This is a genomic window from Streptomyces sp. SAJ15 (genome assembly GCF_007595705.1).
Lineage (GTDB): Bacteria > Actinomycetota > Actinomycetes > Streptomycetales > Streptomycetaceae > Streptomyces.
In genome coordinates this window covers 150,716-166,340 of the sequence record NZ_NISY01000011.1, presented here as the reverse complement: position 1 = coordinate 166,340, position 15,625 = coordinate 150,716, and the positions used below count along the sequence as shown (strand labels likewise).

The window sequence follows — 15,625 nt, the reverse complement described above, 5'->3', positions numbered from 1 at the left end:
GATGGCGGACCGCTGGCGGGCGGCCGTGGACCACGGGCTCTGCGTCGGTTCGGGTCTGTGTGTGAGCACCGCCCCGCACGCCTTCCGGCTGGACGGCGCCACGCGCCGCTCCCGCCCCGTGACCCCCGAGGTCGAGGCGTCGGACGCGGTGCTGGCGGCGGCCGAGGGGTGCCCCGTGGAGGCCATCGTGCTGCGTCTCGGCGACGGCGGAGAGCCGGTATTCCCACCCGCCGAATAGCGGAACGTGAGATATTGGCCAAAGATTCTTGGTACAGTTGCGCGATTTCACGGGACTTCCCGTGTGTGCCGTGTGCCCCCCTTCCGCGGTGCCTCTGTCGCGCCCCAAGTGTTACTCATGCGTACCGCATGGTTCCTTCGTGACGGATGTGACTGTTCCCCTTCCGGTGTTCATGGAAATCTCATTTCCCGGAGCAGCCGAGGGGGAACGATATGGACAAGCGGTACGAGGTCTTCTGTCTTGCGGACAGGTATTTCTACGAGACCCCCGACCGTCTGTCCGGCGGCCGCCCCGGAGCCGCGGAGAGCAGCGGTTTCTACGAGGCCGCCCAGCGCCCCGTGCCCGACGGTTGGAAGACCTCCGTCTCCGGAGACTGGTTTCACGTCAATCCGGTGACGGCGGAGGGCGCGCCGCGCCCCGGTCGGCCGCTCCAGGGCTGGAAGATCCATGTCTCGGCCTGTCTGGAGAACGCGGAGAAGACCGCCGCCAAGGTCTGGGACTATTGCGTCCCCCGGGAAATCCCCTTCAAATTCGTCCCCACCCGCCATGCGCTGCACCTGCGGAACTCGAAATACGCGGGGCGCGGTTCGAGTGGGAAGTTCGCCACCCTCTATCCGGCGGACGAGGGGGAACTCCACACCGTTCTCCGGGAGCTGGGGGAGCTGCTCGACGGCGAGCCCGGGCCGTACATCCTCACCGACCTGAGGTGGCACCAGGGCCCGCTGTACGTCCGCTACGGCGGCTTCGCGCACCGCTACTGCGTGGACGGCGCGGGTGGCGGCGCGCTGGTCCCGGCCATCGAGGACGCCTCGGGCCGGCTGGTCCCCGACCGCAGGGACCCGACCTTCCACGTCCCCGAGTGGGTGACGCTTCCGGACTTCCTCGAACCGCATCTGGCCGCCCGCAACGCCACCACCGTGGGCGACCTGCCGTACCGCATCGAGCGGGCGCTGCACTTCTCCAACGGCGGCGGCGTCTACGAGGGCCGCGACACCCGGACCGGGGAGCGGGTGGTCCTCAAGGAGGCGCGGCCGCACGCCGGGCTGGCCTCCGACGGGGCGGACGCCGTGGCCCGGCTGGAGCGCGAGAGGACGGCGCTGGAGCGGCTGTCCGGGCTGGGCGTCGCGCCCGAGGTCCGGGACTGGTTCACCCTGGGCGACCACCGCTTCCTGGTGATGGACCACCTGCCCGGTCAGACCCTCAACTCCTTCTTCGCGCGCCGCCATCCGCTGCTCGCCATCGACCCGGAGCCCGAGGCCGTCGCCGACTACACGCGCTGGGCGATGACCATCCACGACGCCGTGGAGGAGGCCGTCGCCGCCGTGCACGGCCGGGGCGTGGTCTTCAACGACCTGCACATGTTCAACATCATGGTCGCGCCCGGCGAACGGTCCGTGACCCTGCTGGACTTCGAGGCCGCCGCGCACATCGGCGAGAACCGGCGCCAGGTCATCGCCCACCCCGGCTTCATCGCCCCCGCGGACCGCACCGGCTTCGAGGTCGACCGCTACGCGCTGGCCTGTCTCCGGCTCGCGCTCTTCGTCCCGATGACCTCGCTGCTGGTGGTGGACCGTGCCAAGGCGGCCCACCTGGCCGAGGTCGCCGCCACGCAGTTCCCGGTGGACCGAGCCTTCCTCGACGAGGCGGTCCGGGTGATCACCGGCCATGAGCCGGGAGACGCGGTCCCGGCCGCCGAGCCCCGTGCGCGTACGGAAGCCGTGACCCGTACGGCCACGGCACCGCCGACGGAGGCGCCCGGGAGCGCCGGGGCCGTGTCCGACGGCACGTCCGGCTCCGCCATCGGCACGTCAGGTGGCATGTCCGGCGCCGCGGGCGCCGCGCCAGGTGGTACGTCCGGCGCCGTGGGCGCCGCGTCCCGCGGCACCGTGGCGGCGGCCCCCGCACCGGAGCCGTATCTCCCCGTCGACCCCGCCGACTGGCCGCTCAGCCGGGACTCGATGGCGCGCGCCATCCGCGCCTCGGCCAGCCCGGAGCGGGACGACCGGCTGTTCCCCGGCGACGTCGCGCAGTTCGGCGACGGGGGTGGCCTGGGTGTGGCACACGGCGCGGCGGGCGTCCTCTACGCCCTCGACCGCACCGGCGCCGGGCGCTACGAGGCGGGCGAGGAGTGGCTGCTCGCGCACACCGCCCCGCCGCCGCTCGGCACCCCGCTCGGCTTCTACGACGGACTGGCCGGCGTCGCCCACGTCCTGGAACGGCTCGGCCACACCGAGCGTGCCCTGGAACTCGTCGACCGCGTCCTCGCCGAGAAGTGGCAGCGGCTCACCCCCGATCTGCACGGCGGCGTCGCCGGGCTCGGCCTCGCCTTCGACCACCTGGCCCGCGCCACCGGCGAGAGCGCCCTGGCCGACCGGGCCGCGGAGGCCACCCGGCTGCTCGCCGACCGGTTCACCGCCGACGAGCCCGACGCCGACGCCCGGGACGGCGCGGGCGCACGGCGCGGCGGCGCCAAGGGGCGGGCCGGACTGTTATACGGCGCCAGCGGCCCGGCCCTGCTCTTCCTGCGGCGCTACGAGCACGACCGCGACCCCGCCCTGCTCGACCTCGCGGCCGCCGCACTCCGCCGCGACCTGGACCGCTGCGTGCCGGACCGCCACGGCACCCTCCTCGTCGACGAGGGCGTGCGCACCATGCCCTACCTCGGTGGCGGCAGCGTCGGCATCGGCATGGTGCTCGACAGCTACCTGGCCCATCGCGCCGACGAACGCCTGGAGGCGGCCCGCGCCGCGATCACGCCCGCCGCTCGACTGCGCTACTACGCCCAGCCGGGCCTGTTCAACGGCCGTGCCGGAATGGTGCTGCACCTCAGCCGCACCACCACCCCCGGCACCGAGCCCGCGCACCTCGCCGCCCAGGCGGAGCGACTGGCCTGGTACGGCATGCCGTACCAGGGCCACCTCGCCTTCCCCGGCGACCAGATGATGCGCCTCTCCATGGACCTGGGCACCGGAACCGCGGGCTGCCTGCTCGCGCTCGGCGCGGCACGGCACACCGAGCCGGTCGGACTGCCCTTCCTCCCGCCGCTGCGGCGGCCCCAGAGCCGGCCCCATCCAGGGGTCGAAACCGAGTAAGTGCGAGGAGCTCGAACCCGAGCCTCCCGTCCCCACGGAAGAAACCACGAAAGGACACGACCACCATGGCCCTTCTCGACCTGCAGAGCCTGGAGACCCCCCAGTCCGACCACAGCGGCGGCGACCAGAGCAGCCTGAGCCTGCTGGCCTGCGACAAGCACAGCTCTAACAGCTTCCTGCTCTGCCTGTGATCTGACGGGCCTCTGTGCCGCGGCCCCGGGTGAAGTCACGCCACCCGGGGCCGCACCCCCGTCGCCGCCCCTCCCGGACGCCGGCGGTCGCCACCCGCCCGCCGACGAACCGGGTGCGACGTCGACACCAGGACCCACGGACGCGAGGACCACCGCGCATGGCCGCCGCCCCCCGCACGCGCTCCGCCCGCTCCCACGCCGGCCGGACCGGCCACCACATCGGTACCCGCCCACCCGCCGACGCCGCGCCCGCGGACGCCGGGGCCTCCGCCGCCCGCGCCGCCGACCGCCTGCTGCGGGGCACACTGCGGCACAACGCCGCCCGAGCGGCCACCATCTGTCTGCTCACCACCTCCTCGGCCGCCGCCGCGCTCGCCGTGCCCGCGGTCCTCGGCCACACCCTCGACCTTCTGCTGGGCGACCCCGACGCGGCACGGACGCGGCACTGGATCGCCGTGTGCGCCGCGCTGACCGGACTGATCGTGGTCCTGGACGCCCTCGACGGGCTGCTCACCGGCACCACCAACGCCCGCTCCACCGCCTGGGTGCGCGGCCGGCTGCTGCGCCACACCCTGGCCACCGGCCCCCGCCCGGACGGGCTCGCCCCCGGTGACGTCGTGGCCCGACTCGTCGGCAACGCCGCTCACGCCGGCACCGCCCCCGCGGCGCTGGCCGCCGCCCTCGCCGCCGTGATCACCCCCGTCGGCGGCCTGGTCGCCCTCGCCCTGATCGATCCGTGGCTCGCCGTGGCCTTCCTGCTCGGTCTGCCCCTGCTCGCCGTACTGCTGAAGTCGTTCGTCCGGCACACCACGGACAGCGTGGCCCGCTACCAGCACAGTCAGGGCGAGATCGCGGCCCGGCTGACGGAGGCGCTGCGCGGCGCCCGCACCATCGCCGCCGCCGGAACCGCGGAGCGGGAGCGGGCCCGGATCCTCCAGCCGTTGCCCGAACTGGCCCACCAGGGCCACCGCATGTGGCGGGTGCAGGGCCGCTCCACGGCACAGGCCGCCGCCCTGGTACCGCTGTTGCAGATCGCCGTGCTCGCCGTCGCCGGAATCCGGCTGGTGGCCGGCGAACTGACCGTCGGCGGCCTGCTGGCCGCCTCCCGCTACGCCGTCCTGGCCACCGGCTTCGGCGCCCTCGTCGGCCACCTCAACGGCCTGGTCCGCAGCCGCGCCGCCGCCCGCCGGCTCGGCGACGTCCTCGCCGTGCCCACCACGGCCTACGGCACCCGCCTCCTCCCCACCCACCACGCGCCGGGTCCGGTGGGCCCGCCGAACCCCGCACCGCCCGGGTGGCCGTCGGGGCGGCGCTTTCCGTACCGGCCGTCGCGGCCGCTCGCCCCTCAGCCCGGCCCTACGCCCCCGGCCTCGCCGGACTCACCGCCCGGGTACCCCGCGGAGCCCGCGCCGCTGTCGCCCGAGCCCGGAGGGCCGCAGGCGAGGCACCTTCCGCTCCCGCCGCCGCGGCCGCCCACGCCCCAGGCCGGGCACGCCGCGTGGCGCCCGTCCTGGGCGCACCCGCCGGGGACGTTGGAGATGCGCGGGGTCGGGGCCGTGCGCGGTGGTCGCGTCGTCCTCCATGACGTCGACCTGTGGGTGCCCGGTGGGAGTTCGGTGGCCGTCGTGGGCCGTTCCGGCAGCGGCAAGTCGGTGCTGGCGGCCCTGGCCGGTCGGCTGGCCGACCCCGACCGCGGCCGCGTGCTGCTCGACGGGGTGCCCCTGCCGGAGCTCCGCCACGACGTGCTGCGCCGTGCCGTCGGCTACGCCTTCGAACGCCCGGCGCTGTTGGGCGACACCCTGGGCGACACCATCGCCCTGGGGCTGGACGAGCCCCCGCCCGCGCGGGTCGCCGCGGCCGCCCGCGCGGCCTGCGCCGACGAGTTCATCCGGCTGCTGCCGGGCGGCTACGCCACCCCGTGCGCGGCCGCCCCGCTCTCCGGTGGCGAGGCGCAACGACTGGGCCTGGCCCGCGCGTTCGCGCACGACGGACGGGTCCTCGTCCTGGACGACGCGACCTCCAGCCTGGACACCGTCACCGAGCGCCGCGTCGTCCGCGCCCTGTCGGACCCGGCCACCCGACGCACCCGGCTGGTCGTCGCCCACCGCGCCGCGACGGCCGCCCGCGCCGACCTGGTGGCCTGGCTGGACGGCGGGCGGCTGCGAGCCGTGGCCCCGCACGCCGAGCTGTGGCGAGACCCGTCCTACCGCGCGGTGTTCACCGAGGACCGCGATGGCTGAGCCCCGCCGCGCGGAGACCCACGCCGGGCGTCGCCCCGCCGGGCGCGGAGCAAGGCGCCGCGCCGGGGGCGGCACAAGGCGCCCCGCCCGGCGCGGCACATGGCGCACCGCCGGTCGCCCCGCCGGGCGCCACGCCGCGCCCCCCGCCGGTCGCGCCGTCGAGGTGCGGCGCCATCTGCGCCGCGAGCGCGCCGTGCTCGCCCGGCTGGCGGCCTGGTCGGTGCTGGAGGCCGGGCAGACGTTCCTGACCGGCTACGCCCTCGCGCGGGCCCTGGACGACGGCTTCCTGGCGGGCGAGCGGGGCGTCGGTCTCGGCTGGCTGGCCGTCGCGGCGCTCGCCGTCGTCGTCGGCGCCTACGGCACCGGGCGCGTCTACCGCGCGGTGGCCGCGCTCGTCGAGCCGCTGCGCGACGCGCTGGTGCGCCGCGTCGTCGAGCGGGCGCTGCGGGAGTCCGCGCGGGACGGCGCGCCCGGCACCGGCGACGCCGCCGTATCGCGCCTCACCCACCAGGTGGAGATCGCCCGCGACACCTTCGCCGGTCTGGTGATGGTCTCGCGTGCCTTCGTCTTCACCGCGGCCGGCGCCCTGATCGGTCTCTGCTCGCTCGCCCCGGCGCTGTTGCTGGTCGTCCTCCCGCCGCTGCTGCTCGGCCTCGGGCTCTTCGTGGCGACCCTGCGACCGCTGGCCCGCCGCCAGGAGGCGTTCCTGGTGGCGGACGAGACCATCGCCGAGTCCCTGGGCGGCGTCGCCGCCGGGCTGCGCGACATCACCGCCGCGGGGGCCGAGGAGCGGATCGCGGCGCGGGTCGACGCGCACATCGAGAGCGAGGCCCGCGCGGCGCGCGCCCTGGCCCGCTGGGGGGTGCTGCGGGTCGTCGCCGTCGCGGTCGGCGGTCGGCTGCCGGTCGTACTGCTCCTGGTGGCCGGCCCGTGGCTGCTCGACCACGGGGTGACCGCGGGCGCCCTGGTGGGCGCGTTCGTCTACCTCACGCAGTCGCTGCTGCCCGCCCTGCAGAGCCTCATGCACGCCCTGGGCACCGGCGGCTCCCGACTGGCCGTGGTGCTGCGACGACTGTCCGGACCGCGGGAGCCGGCAGGCCACGGGCGCCCCCCGCGGTCTGCCGCCGAACCCCCCGCCGCTTCCGCCGAGGCGCCCCCCGCCGTCGAGCTCCGCGCGGTCTCCTTCGCGTACGGCGAGTCGGCCGCCCCCGTGGTGGCGGGGCTGGACCTCACCGTCCCGGCCGGCGGGCACCTGGCCGTGGTCGGGCCGAGCGGCATCGGCAAGTCCACGCTGGCGGGTCTGATCGCCGGCGTGCTGGAGCCGCGCGGCGGGGAGATCCGGGTGTGCGGGCTGCCGGTGCGGGGCGACGCCACGACCCGCGCGACCGGGCTGCGGGTGCTGATCCCGCAGGAGGCGTACGTCTTCTCCGGCACCCTCGGCGACAACCTGCGCTATCTGCGCCCCGACCCGGTGCCGGAGGCGGAGCTGGCGGCCGCGGCGGCGGCGGTGGGCCTGGACGGGCTCGCGGAGCGGCTGGGCGGGTCGGAGGCGGTCCTCGACCCGGCCGCCCTCTCCGCGGGCGAGCGCCAGCTGATCGCGCTGGCCCGGGCGTATCTCTCGTGCGCGCCGGTGGTCCTGCTGGACGAGGCCACCTGTCATCTGGACCCGGCGGCGGAGGCCCGGGTGGAGCGGGCCTTCGCCCGGCGGCCGGTCCCGCCCGGTCCCCACGGCGCCCCGGATTCCGAGCGTCCCACCCGCACCACTCTGGTCGTCATCGCCCACCGGGCCGCCTCGGCCCGCCGCGCCGACCGGATCCTGGTGCTGGACGGCCGACGGACGGACTGCGGACGCCACGCGGAGCTGCTGGAGCGCTCGGCGCTCTACCGGGATCTGGCCGGGGACTGGAGTGGGGGACTACACCCAGCCGGCGCCCCGCGAGATGCGGATCGCGTCGACGCGGTTGCGCGCCCCGGTCTTGCGGGTGATGGCGGCCATGTAGTTGCGCACGGTCCCGTTGGACAGGTGCAGGCTGTTCGCGATCTCGGCGATGGAGGCGCCACCGGCGGCCAGTGACAGCACGCTCAGTTCGCGCTGGGTCAGCGGGATCTCGGCGGCCTGGAGAAAGCCGAAGCCGAGGGAGTCGTCGACGTAACGTTCCCCCTTGGCGACATGGCGGATGCCGTCCAGCAACCGGCCCGGCGGAGCGTCCTTGTTGACGAAGCCGAGGGCGCGCGCCTCGTAGGCGCGCCGCAGCGGACCCGGCCGTTTCGGGTTGGCCAAAACCAGTAGGGGCCGCCCCTCCTCCTCGACGCGGCGCCCGGTGCGGCCCGCCAGCCGGCCCAGACCCTCCACCAGCGCGGCCCCCACCACGCCGGTGCAGTCCGTGTCGACGACGCACACATGCGGCTTCAGCAGTCGCGCCCGGCCGTCCGCCTGGTCCCAGGGTGTTTCGATCACCTCGATATCCGGTTCGGCCGCGATCAGCGCTGCCAGCGCGGATCGCAGCAGACGCGAGTCGTGCACAAGAAGTACCCGGATCACTCTCTGCCCCTCCCGGCCCGCGGCGACCGGTGTGTGCCGAGGGCCCGTTCATGGATACCGGTCCGGGCCGTGTCATGGACGCGAAAATCGAGCCATAGCGGGGCGCGGGGGCGCATTCAAGCCTTGGCGGCGCGTAAACGGTCGTGTAGCGCGCCCCGTGCGCCCCCGTGCTGCGGTCAGTGTGGGGCGGGAAGGTCGATGAGTCGACAGACCGTCTCGATGTCGATCTTGACCTGGGCGATGGAGGCCCGCCCCGACAGCCAGGTGATCAGCGCCGAGTGCCAGGTGTGCTCGATGACGCGGACCGCGGAGAGCTGCTCGGCGGTCGGCGGGCCGGCCAGTCGCATGGCGTCCAGGATGATCGCGGTGGTGAGCCGCGAGACGGCGTCCACCTCCGGGCTCACCGACCGGTCGGCGAAGGTCAACGCCCGCACCATCGCGTCCGCCAGATGCGGCTCGCGCTGCAACGCGCGGAACGCCCGCATCAGCGTCCGTGCCACCCGCGCGGACGGCTCCACCTCCGTGGGCGGGCGCTTGCGCAGCGTCTCGTGCAACTGCTGCAACTGGTCCTGCATGGTGGCGACGAGCAGATGGACCTTGGAGGGGAAGTACCGGTAGAGGGTGCCGAGAGCCACGCTGGACAGCTCCGCCACCTCGCGCATCTGCACCGCGTCGAACCCGCCGCGGCTGGCCAACTGCGCGCTGGCGTGCAGGATCCGGCGACGGCGCGCCTCTTGCCGTTCGGTCAGCTGCAGGGGGGCTGGCTTGGCTTCTGCGGTCATCTGTCCTACTTCGGTGCGTTCCGTCTGCAGGCTGCGGACACCGTGCATGATGGCAGGTGCGCGGTCTGTCTGCGTACCCGAAACCGCACCGGACCACCGGCCCTCGGGCCGTCCCGGCCGCCCTTGCCCGCGCCCGCCGCCCGTGACCAAGGTGAAACTTGTTCTAGCCTCCGGCTTGCGGCTACGCTCCCGCTGAACTGCACCGAGAAGGGGGCCGCGAGTGACCAGCGACAGCCCGCTGCGCATCGCGCTGCTCACCTATAAGGGAAACCCGTTCTGCGGCGGCCAGGGCGTCTACGTGCGCCACCTGTCGCGCGAGCTGGCCCGGCTGGGCCACCGCGTCGAGGTCATCGGCGCCCAGCCCTACCCGGTCCTGGACGACGGGGTCACCCTCACCGAGCTGCCCAGTCTCGACCTCTACCGCCAGCCGGACCCGTTCCGCACCCCGCGGCGCGAGGAGTTCCGCGACTGGATCGACGCCCTGGAGGTCGGCACCATGTGGACCGGCGGCTTCCCGGAGCCGCTCACGTTCAGCCTCCGCGTCCGCCGCCACCTCGCCTCCCGCCGCGGCCAGTTCGACGTCGTGCACGACAACCAGACCCTGGGCTACGGCCTGCTCGGCCTGGACAGAATCGGTTTCCCGCTGGTCACCACCGTGCACCACCCCATCACCGTCGACCGGCGGCTGGAGCTGGACGCGGCCGCCGACTGGAAGCGCCGGCTGTCCGTGCGCCGTTGGTACGGCTTCACCCGGATGCAGAAGCGCGTCGCGGGCCGGCTGCCCTCCGTGCTCACCGTCTCCGGCTCCTCCCGCCGGGAGATCGTCGACGACCTCGGGGTGCGCCCGGACCGCGTCCACGTCGTGCCCATAGGCGCCGACACCCGACTCTTCTCCCCGGACCCCGCCGTCGCCGAGGTCCCCGGCCGGATCGTCACCACCTCCAGCGCGGACGTGCCCCTCAAGGGGCTGGTCCACCTCGTCGAGGCGCTCGCCAAGGTCCGCACCGAGCACCCCGACGCCCACCTCGTGGTGGTCGGCAAGCAGCCCCAGGAGGGCCCGGTGGCCACCGCGATGGCGACCTACGGGCTCGACGGCGCCGTGCGCTTCGTCAAGGGCATCAGCGACGCCGAACTGGTCGACCTGGTGCGCAGCGCCCAGATCGCCTGCGTCCCCTCCCTCTACGAGGGCTTCTCGCTGCCCGCCGCCGAGGCCATGGCCACCGGCACCCCGCTGGTCGCGACCACCGGCGGGGCCATCCCCGAGGTCGCCGGACCCGACGGCGAGACCTGCCTGGCGGTGCCGCCCGGCGACGCCGGGGCGCTCGCCACCGCGCTCACCCGGCTGCTCGGCGACGCCGAACTGCGCCGCCGGCTCGGGGGCGCGGGCCGCGAGCGGGTGCTGCGGCGGTTCACCTGGGAGCAGGCGGCGATCGGCACCGCGGAGCGGTACCGCGAGGCCATCGCGGCCCAGAGGGGCGCCGCGCGCCGGGGCCCGGCCGCGGCCGGCTCGCTCGGCCGCCCACGCCAAGGCCAACCCACCTAGCCCCGGGGCGGCGTGGCGGTCGCCCGCGCGTGGCCGCCGGACGGCCACCCCGCCGCCACCGCCCCATCACCCTCGTGATCCCATGACCTCGCCGGCCGCCCACCGACCCAGAAGGCAGACCCCGTGCTGACCGTCGACTTCTCCCGCTTCCCGCTCGCCCCAGGCGACCGCGTCCTCGACCTGGGCTGCGGCGCCGGACGGCATGCCTTCGAGTGCTACCGGCGCGGCGCGCGCGTCGTCGCGCTCGACCGCAACGGCGACGAGATCCGTGAGGTCGCCAAGTGGTTCGCCGCCATGAAGGAGGCCGGCGAGGCCCCGGCCGGCGCGACCGCCACCGCCATGGAGGGCGACGCGCTCGCCCTGCCGTTCCCGGACGACAGCTTCGACGTCGTGATCATCTCCGAGGTCATGGAGCACATCCCCGACGACAAGGGAGTGCTGGCCGAGATGGTGCGGGTGCTCAAGCCCGGCGGACGGATCGCGATCACCGTGCCCCGCTACGGACCGGAGAAGGTCTGCTGGGCGCTCTCGGACGCGTACCACGAGGTCGAGGGCGGCCATATCCGCATCTACCGGGCGGACGAGCTGCTCGGCAAGATGCGCGAGGCCGGGCTGCGGCCGTACGGCACCCACCACGCGCACGCCCTGCACAGCCCCTACTGGTGGCTCAAGTGCGCCTTCGGCGTGGACAACGACAAGGCCCTGCCGGTCCGCGCGTACCACAAGCTGCTGGTCTGGGACATCATGAAGAAGCCGCTGGCCACCCGGCTCGCCGAGCGGGCCCTCAACCCGCTCGTCGGCAAGAGCTTCGTGGCGTACGCGACCAAGCCGCGGGCGGCCGCCGAAGCCGACCACGCCACCGGAGCCGCCAGCACCGCCGGTGTCGTCGACACCGCCGCGGCGGACGCGGAGGCGGGCGCGTGACGGCATTCAGCCGCGGCCCCGGCCGCACCGAACGTCTCGTGCTGTCCGGAGTCCTCACGGCCGAGCAGGCCGCGGAGACCGTCGCCGGTATCGCCGCCGCCCAGCGCGAGGACGGCGCCATACCGTGGTTCCGCGGCCACCACCTCGACCCGTGGGACCACGTCGAAGCGGCCATGGCCCTGGACGCGGCCGGCGAACACGAGCGTGCCCGAGCCGCCTACCGCTGGCTCGCCCGGCACCAGAACCCGGACGGCTCCTGGTACGCCGCCTACCCCGACCTGCCGGACGGCGTGGACGCGGCCGGCCCCACCGACCGCGGCGTCGAGACCAACTTCTGCGCGTACGTCGCCGTCGGCGTGTGGCACCACTACCTCTCCACGGGCGACGACGCCTTCCTGGACAGCATGTGGCCCACCGTGCTGGCCGCCATCGAGTGCGTACTCCTCCTCCAGCAGCCCGGCGGCCAGATCGGCTGGCGGCGCGACCCGGACGGCACGGAGGTCGCCGACGCGCTGCTCACCGGCAACTCCTCGATCTACCAGGCGCTGCGCTGCGCCCTGGCCATCGCCGAACACCGCGAGGAACCCCAGCCCGACTGGGAGGTCGCGGCCGGCCGGCTCGCGCACGCCATACGCCACCACCCGGAGCGGTTCCTCGCCAAGGACCGCTACTCCATGGACTGGTACTACCCGGTGCTCGGCGGGGCGGTGACCGGCGCCGCCGCCAAGGAGCGCATCGAGTCCGGCTGGGACCGCTTCGTCGTCCCCGGGCTGGGCGTGCGCTGTGTCGTCCCCAACCCCTGGGTCACCGGCGGCGAGAGCTGCGAACTGGCCCTCGCGCTCTGGGTGATGGGCGAGTCGGACCGCGCCGTGGAGATCCTCCAGTGGATCCAGCCGCACCTGCGCGCCGACGACGGCATGTACTGGACGGGGTACGTCTTCGACGACCAGGCCGTCTGGCCCGAGGAACGCACCACCTGGACCGCCGGATCGCTGCTGCTGGCCGTGGCCGCGCTCGGCGGCGACGAGGCGACCACCGCGGTCTTCGGCGGCGAACGCCTGCCCAACGGGCTGGACGCCGGCTGCTGTTAGCGCGGACGACGAGGCGTCAGATGTCGGCGAGGGCGGCCCGGAGGGATCCGGTGCCGCCCTCTAGGCTGAGGCCATGACCGACCAGGGAGTACACCGCTTCGACCGCCTCGACCACGACCGCTGCTGCACCGAGATCATCGCCCAGACCGACCTGTTGCGCGCCGCCGTCACCGGCGCCGACCCGTCCGTGACCTGCCCGACCTGCCCCGACTGGTCGATCGCCGACCTGCTGCGGCACGTCGGCAGCGCCCACCGCTGGGCCGAGGCGATCGTCCGCACCCGCGCCACCGCCTATCTGCCGCCGGATCAGGTCCCCGACGACGCCCCGCGGGGCGACGACCTCGCGGCCCTGGACGCCTGGCTGGCCAAGGGCGCCACCGCGCTCGCCGAGACGCTGCGCGCGGCCGGTGCGAAGATCCCGGTGTGGACCTGGGCGGAGGACCAGACCGTCGGCTTCTGGGCCCGCCGCATGGCGCACGAGACGGTGGTCCACCGGGCCGACGGGGCCATCGCGGCCGGCGCGGAGTACACCGTGGCCCCGGAGGTGGCGGCGGACGCCGTAGACGAGTGGCTGGACGTCCTCCGCCAGCCCAACCTCCGCGCGGTCTTCCCGGGCCTCGCCAAGCTGCGCGGCCCCGGCCGCTCCCTCCATCTGCACGCCACCGACACCGCCCCGGAGGCGGAGGCCGAGTGGCTGATCGAGCTCGACGAGGAGGGCTTCGCCTGGCGGCGCGCCCACGGAAAGGCGAGCGTCGCCCTGCGCGCCCCCATGACGGACCTGCTGCTGGCCTTCTACCGCCGACTGCCGGTGGACGGCGACCGGGTGGAGGTGCTGGGCGACGCCGCGGTGCTGGACTTCTGGCTGGAGCACGCGACGTTCGGCTAGTCGGGCGGTGGGCGCGGCCCGCTAGGAGTTGAGCTCGGCGAGGACGCGCAGCGTGAGCGGGTCCGGGGCGGTGAGCAGCAGATCCGTCACCGGGCCCGCCCGCCACAGCTCCAGCCGCTCGGCGACCCGCTCCCGCGGGCCGACCAGCGAGATCTCGTCCGCGAAGGCGTCCGGCACCGCCGCGACCGCCTCGGCGCGGTGCCCCTCGGCGAACAGCTTCTGGACCCGTCGCGCCGCCTCCTCGAAGCCCATCCGGGCCATCAGGTCGGCGTGGAAGTTGTGGCGGGCGTGGCCCATGCCGCCGATGTAGAAGGCCAGCATCGCCTTGACCGGCCGCAGCCCCTCGGAGACGTCGTCACACACCCGCGCCTGCGCGATCGGCGCCACCACGAAGCCCTCCGGAGCGGCGGCGAGCGGCTCCTCGTACATCGCCGTGCGCAGCGGCGACCAGTACAGCGGCAGCCAGCCGTCGGCGATGCGCACGGTCTGCGCGATGTTCCTGGGGCCCTCGGCGCCGAGCAGCACGGGCAGGTCGGCCCGGAGCGGGTGGGTGATCGACTTGAGCGGCCGGCCGAGGCCGGTGGCGTCGTCGCCGGTGTACGGATGCGAGTGGAACCGCCCCGCCAGCCGCACCGGCTCCGCCCGCCGCAGCACCTGTCGTACGACGTCCACGTACTCGCGGGTGGCGGTGAGCGGACTCGCCGGGAACGGCCGCCCGTACCAGCCCTCCACCACCTGTGGCCCGGACAGCCCCAGCCCGAGCGTCAGCCGCCCCCCGGAGAGGTGGTCCAGGGTGAGCGCGTGCATCGCGGTGGCCGTGGGCGTGCGCGCGGCCATCTGCGCGACGGCGGTGCCCAGTCGGATGCGGGTGGTGTGCGCGGCGATCCAGGCGAGTGGGGTGAAGGCGTCCGAACCCCAGGACTCGGCGGTCCAGACGGAGTGGTAGCCGTAGGTCTCCGCCTGCCGGGCGAGGGCGAGGTGGCCGGGGGCGGGGGTGCGGGACCAGTAGCCGAGTGCCAGACCGAGCCGCATGCGGGCCCCCTTGGGTGACGGTACGTCAGCTGAACGACCGTACGGGGTCGCCGCGGCCGCGGCAATGCCCCGGTGCGGGCCGGGGCGCGGGGCCGCCGGAAGGGGAACGGCCCCCCGTCCCAGAAGGACGGGGGGCCGTGTCGCTGGCGACAGAGGTGCGGGGGCTAGCCGCGCTGGATGCCGGAGGTGTCCTGGAGGACGCCGCGGCGGCCGTCCTGGGTCTGGGCGACGAGCGCCTGACCGCGCTGCTCCACCGCGAGGTACCAGGTGCCGGGGGCGAGCTCGGCGATGGTGTTGGACGAGCCGTCCTCGGCGTACAGCGGACGGGCCACCGGAACCGCGAACCAGAACGGCGTGAAGTCCGAGGCACCGCCGGCCGCCGGGGCCGGCTGCGGGGCGCCGGCGCCCGCGGCGGGCTGACCCGCCTGGGCACCGAACGGCTGCTGCTGGCCGAACGGAGCGGCACCGCCACCGGTCTGCGGGCCCGGGTAGCCGTAGCCGGCCTGCGGCGCGCCGCCGCCGAACGGGGTCGGGGCCTGCGGGCCCGCGGCGCCCATCAGCGGGGCCTTGAGGGCGGGGACGCGCTGGGTGAGCAGCGCGCCGGCGGCCAGCACCAGGGCGGCGATCAGGCCGAGGATCTGGCCGGCGCCGGCGTCGACGCCGTCCGGGCCGCCGGCGATGGTCCACAGGGCGGACCAGGCGGCGGACACCGAGAAGGCCATGCCCCACTGCTCAAGCGAGAGGCCCAGCACGTTCTGGGCCGAGGGCTGGAAACGGGAGGCGAGGATCAGGGCAGCCGCGATGACACCCATCAGGAAGATGCCTGGCAGCACGGGGAACCAGTCGCCGCTCCATCCGTTCCAGTCCTTCGAACCGCCGAAGTCGTTGTCGACCTTGTAGAAGTCCAGGAACGAGGCGATGAACAGCAACACCGCTGCTCCGATCACCACGCCGTCGCCCCTAGTGAGAGAGCGGATGTTCAACGTATGGTCCTTTGTCGATCTCGTCAGTAGTCGTGTCGCTGTCGCCGGACGCGTGCGCGAAGGCTCGGGGGTGGGTTCCCC

At 74.8% G+C, this 15,625-nt stretch carries 12 protein-coding genes and 1 pseudogene; 9 read left to right on the top strand and 4 right to left on the bottom strand.

Annotated elements, in window-relative coordinates:
• The first annotated feature begins 1 nt into the window (after position 1).
• The 5 genes and pseudogenes from CD790_RS24975 to CD790_RS36655 all read left to right on the top strand — a co-directional run.
• The gene (locus CD790_RS24975; RefSeq protein ID WP_144385576.1) at positions 2-238 is read left to right on the top strand and encodes a ferredoxin; all 237 of its coding nucleotides are present in this window, start codon (positions 2-4) and stop codon (positions 236-238) included.
• Positions 239-450: 212 nt separating this feature from the next.
• A complete protein-coding gene (gene lanKC, locus CD790_RS24970; protein ID WP_144385575.1) occupies positions 451-3,330 on the top strand; it encodes a class III lanthionine synthetase LanKC in 2,880 nt (959 codons plus the stop codon).
• Between the two features lie 65 nt (positions 3,331-3,395).
• Positions 3,396-3,521, top strand: a complete 126-nt coding sequence (locus tag CD790_RS24965; protein ID WP_144385574.1) for a SapB/AmfS family lanthipeptide — start codon at positions 3,396-3,398, stop codon at positions 3,519-3,521.
• 158 nt (positions 3,522-3,679) lie between these two features.
• Positions 3,680-5,761, top strand: coding sequence for an ABC transporter ATP-binding protein (locus tag CD790_RS36170; RefSeq protein WP_260867859.1), 2,082 nt, complete (start codon positions 3,680-3,682; stop codon positions 5,759-5,761).
• Positions 5,754-7,355 (top strand): annotated as a pseudogene (locus CD790_RS36655) (ATP-binding cassette domain-containing protein); the annotation flags it as partial. The gene CD790_RS36170 and the pseudogene CD790_RS36655, both read left to right, overlap by 8 nt.
• Before the next feature lie 321 nt (positions 7,356-7,676).
• Here the strand turns inward: CD790_RS36655 and CD790_RS36975 are convergent.
• Together CD790_RS36975 and CD790_RS24940 are read right to left on the bottom strand one after the other, a co-directional pair.
• Complete coding sequence (locus tag CD790_RS36975; protein WP_144385573.1) at positions 7,677-8,303, bottom strand: response regulator transcription factor; 627 nt, start codon at positions 8,301-8,303, stop codon at positions 7,677-7,679.
• Positions 8,304-8,479: 176 nt separating this feature from the next.
• A complete protein-coding gene (locus tag CD790_RS24940; RefSeq protein WP_144385572.1) occupies positions 8,480-9,085 on the bottom strand; it encodes a TetR family transcriptional regulator in 606 nt (201 codons plus the stop codon).
• A 220-nt stretch (positions 9,086-9,305) separates the two neighbouring features.
• On the opposite strand from CD790_RS24940, the gene CD790_RS24935 reads away from it, so the two are divergent.
• From CD790_RS24935 to CD790_RS24920, 4 genes are all read left to right on the top strand, one after another.
• The gene (locus tag CD790_RS24935) at positions 9,306-10,628 is read left to right on the top strand and encodes a glycosyltransferase family 4 protein (RefSeq protein ID WP_144385571.1); all 1,323 of its coding nucleotides are present in this window, start codon (positions 9,306-9,308) and stop codon (positions 10,626-10,628) included.
• 123 nt (positions 10,629-10,751) lie between these two features.
• Positions 10,752-11,552, top strand: coding sequence for a class I SAM-dependent methyltransferase (locus tag CD790_RS24930; RefSeq protein WP_144385570.1), 801 nt, complete (start codon positions 10,752-10,754; stop codon positions 11,550-11,552).
• On the top strand, positions 11,549-12,643 hold the full coding sequence (locus tag CD790_RS24925; RefSeq protein ID WP_144385569.1) for a prenyltransferase: 1,095 nt from the start codon (positions 11,549-11,551) through the stop codon (positions 12,641-12,643). The genes CD790_RS24930 and CD790_RS24925 overlap by 4 nt, the downstream gene beginning before the upstream one ends.
• Before the next feature lie 73 nt (positions 12,644-12,716).
• Positions 12,717-13,529 carry a maleylpyruvate isomerase family mycothiol-dependent enzyme gene (locus CD790_RS24920; RefSeq protein WP_144385568.1) on the top strand — a complete coding sequence of 271 codons (813 nt, stop codon included), beginning with the start codon at positions 12,717-12,719 and terminating at the stop codon, positions 13,527-13,529.
• Positions 13,530-13,550: 21 nt separating this feature from the next.
• On the opposite strand, the gene CD790_RS24915 is transcribed toward CD790_RS24920, so the two are convergent.
• Positions 13,551-14,561 carry an LLM class F420-dependent oxidoreductase gene (locus CD790_RS24915; protein ID WP_144385567.1) on the bottom strand — a complete coding sequence of 337 codons (1,011 nt, stop codon included), beginning with the start codon at positions 14,559-14,561 and terminating at the stop codon, positions 13,551-13,553.
• 164 nt (positions 14,562-14,725) lie between these two features.
• Positions 14,726-15,544, bottom strand: coding sequence for a DUF5336 domain-containing protein (locus tag CD790_RS24910; protein WP_144385566.1), 819 nt, complete (start codon positions 15,542-15,544; stop codon positions 14,726-14,728).
• Positions 15,545-15,625 lie beyond the last annotated feature (81 nt).

What these genes read in the sequence shown, in the direction of transcription:
- CD790_RS24975 (WP_144385576.1), top strand. Translation starts at nt 2, where the DNA reads ATGGCGGACCGCTGGCGGGCGGCCGTGGACCACGGGCTCTGCGTCGGT.
- lanKC (WP_144385575.1), top strand. Translation starts at nt 451, where the DNA reads ATGGACAAGCGGTACGAGGTCTTCTGTCTTGCGGACAGGTATTTCTAC.
- CD790_RS24965 (WP_144385574.1), top strand. Translation starts at nt 3,396, where the DNA reads ATGGCCCTTCTCGACCTGCAGAGCCTGGAGACCCCCCAGTCCGACCAC.
- CD790_RS36170 (WP_260867859.1), top strand. Translation starts at nt 3,680, where the DNA reads ATGGCCGCCGCCCCCCGCACGCGCTCCGCCCGCTCCCACGCCGGCCGG.
- CD790_RS24940 (WP_144385572.1), bottom strand. Translation starts at nt 9,085, where the DNA reads ATGACCGCAGAAGCCAAGCCAGCCCCCCTGCAGCTGACCGAACGGCAA.
- CD790_RS24920 (WP_144385568.1), top strand. Translation starts at nt 12,717, where the DNA reads ATGACCGACCAGGGAGTACACCGCTTCGACCGCCTCGACCACGACCGC.
- CD790_RS24915 (WP_144385567.1), bottom strand. Translation starts at nt 14,561, where the DNA reads ATGCGGCTCGGTCTGGCACTCGGCTACTGGTCCCGCACCCCCGCCCCC.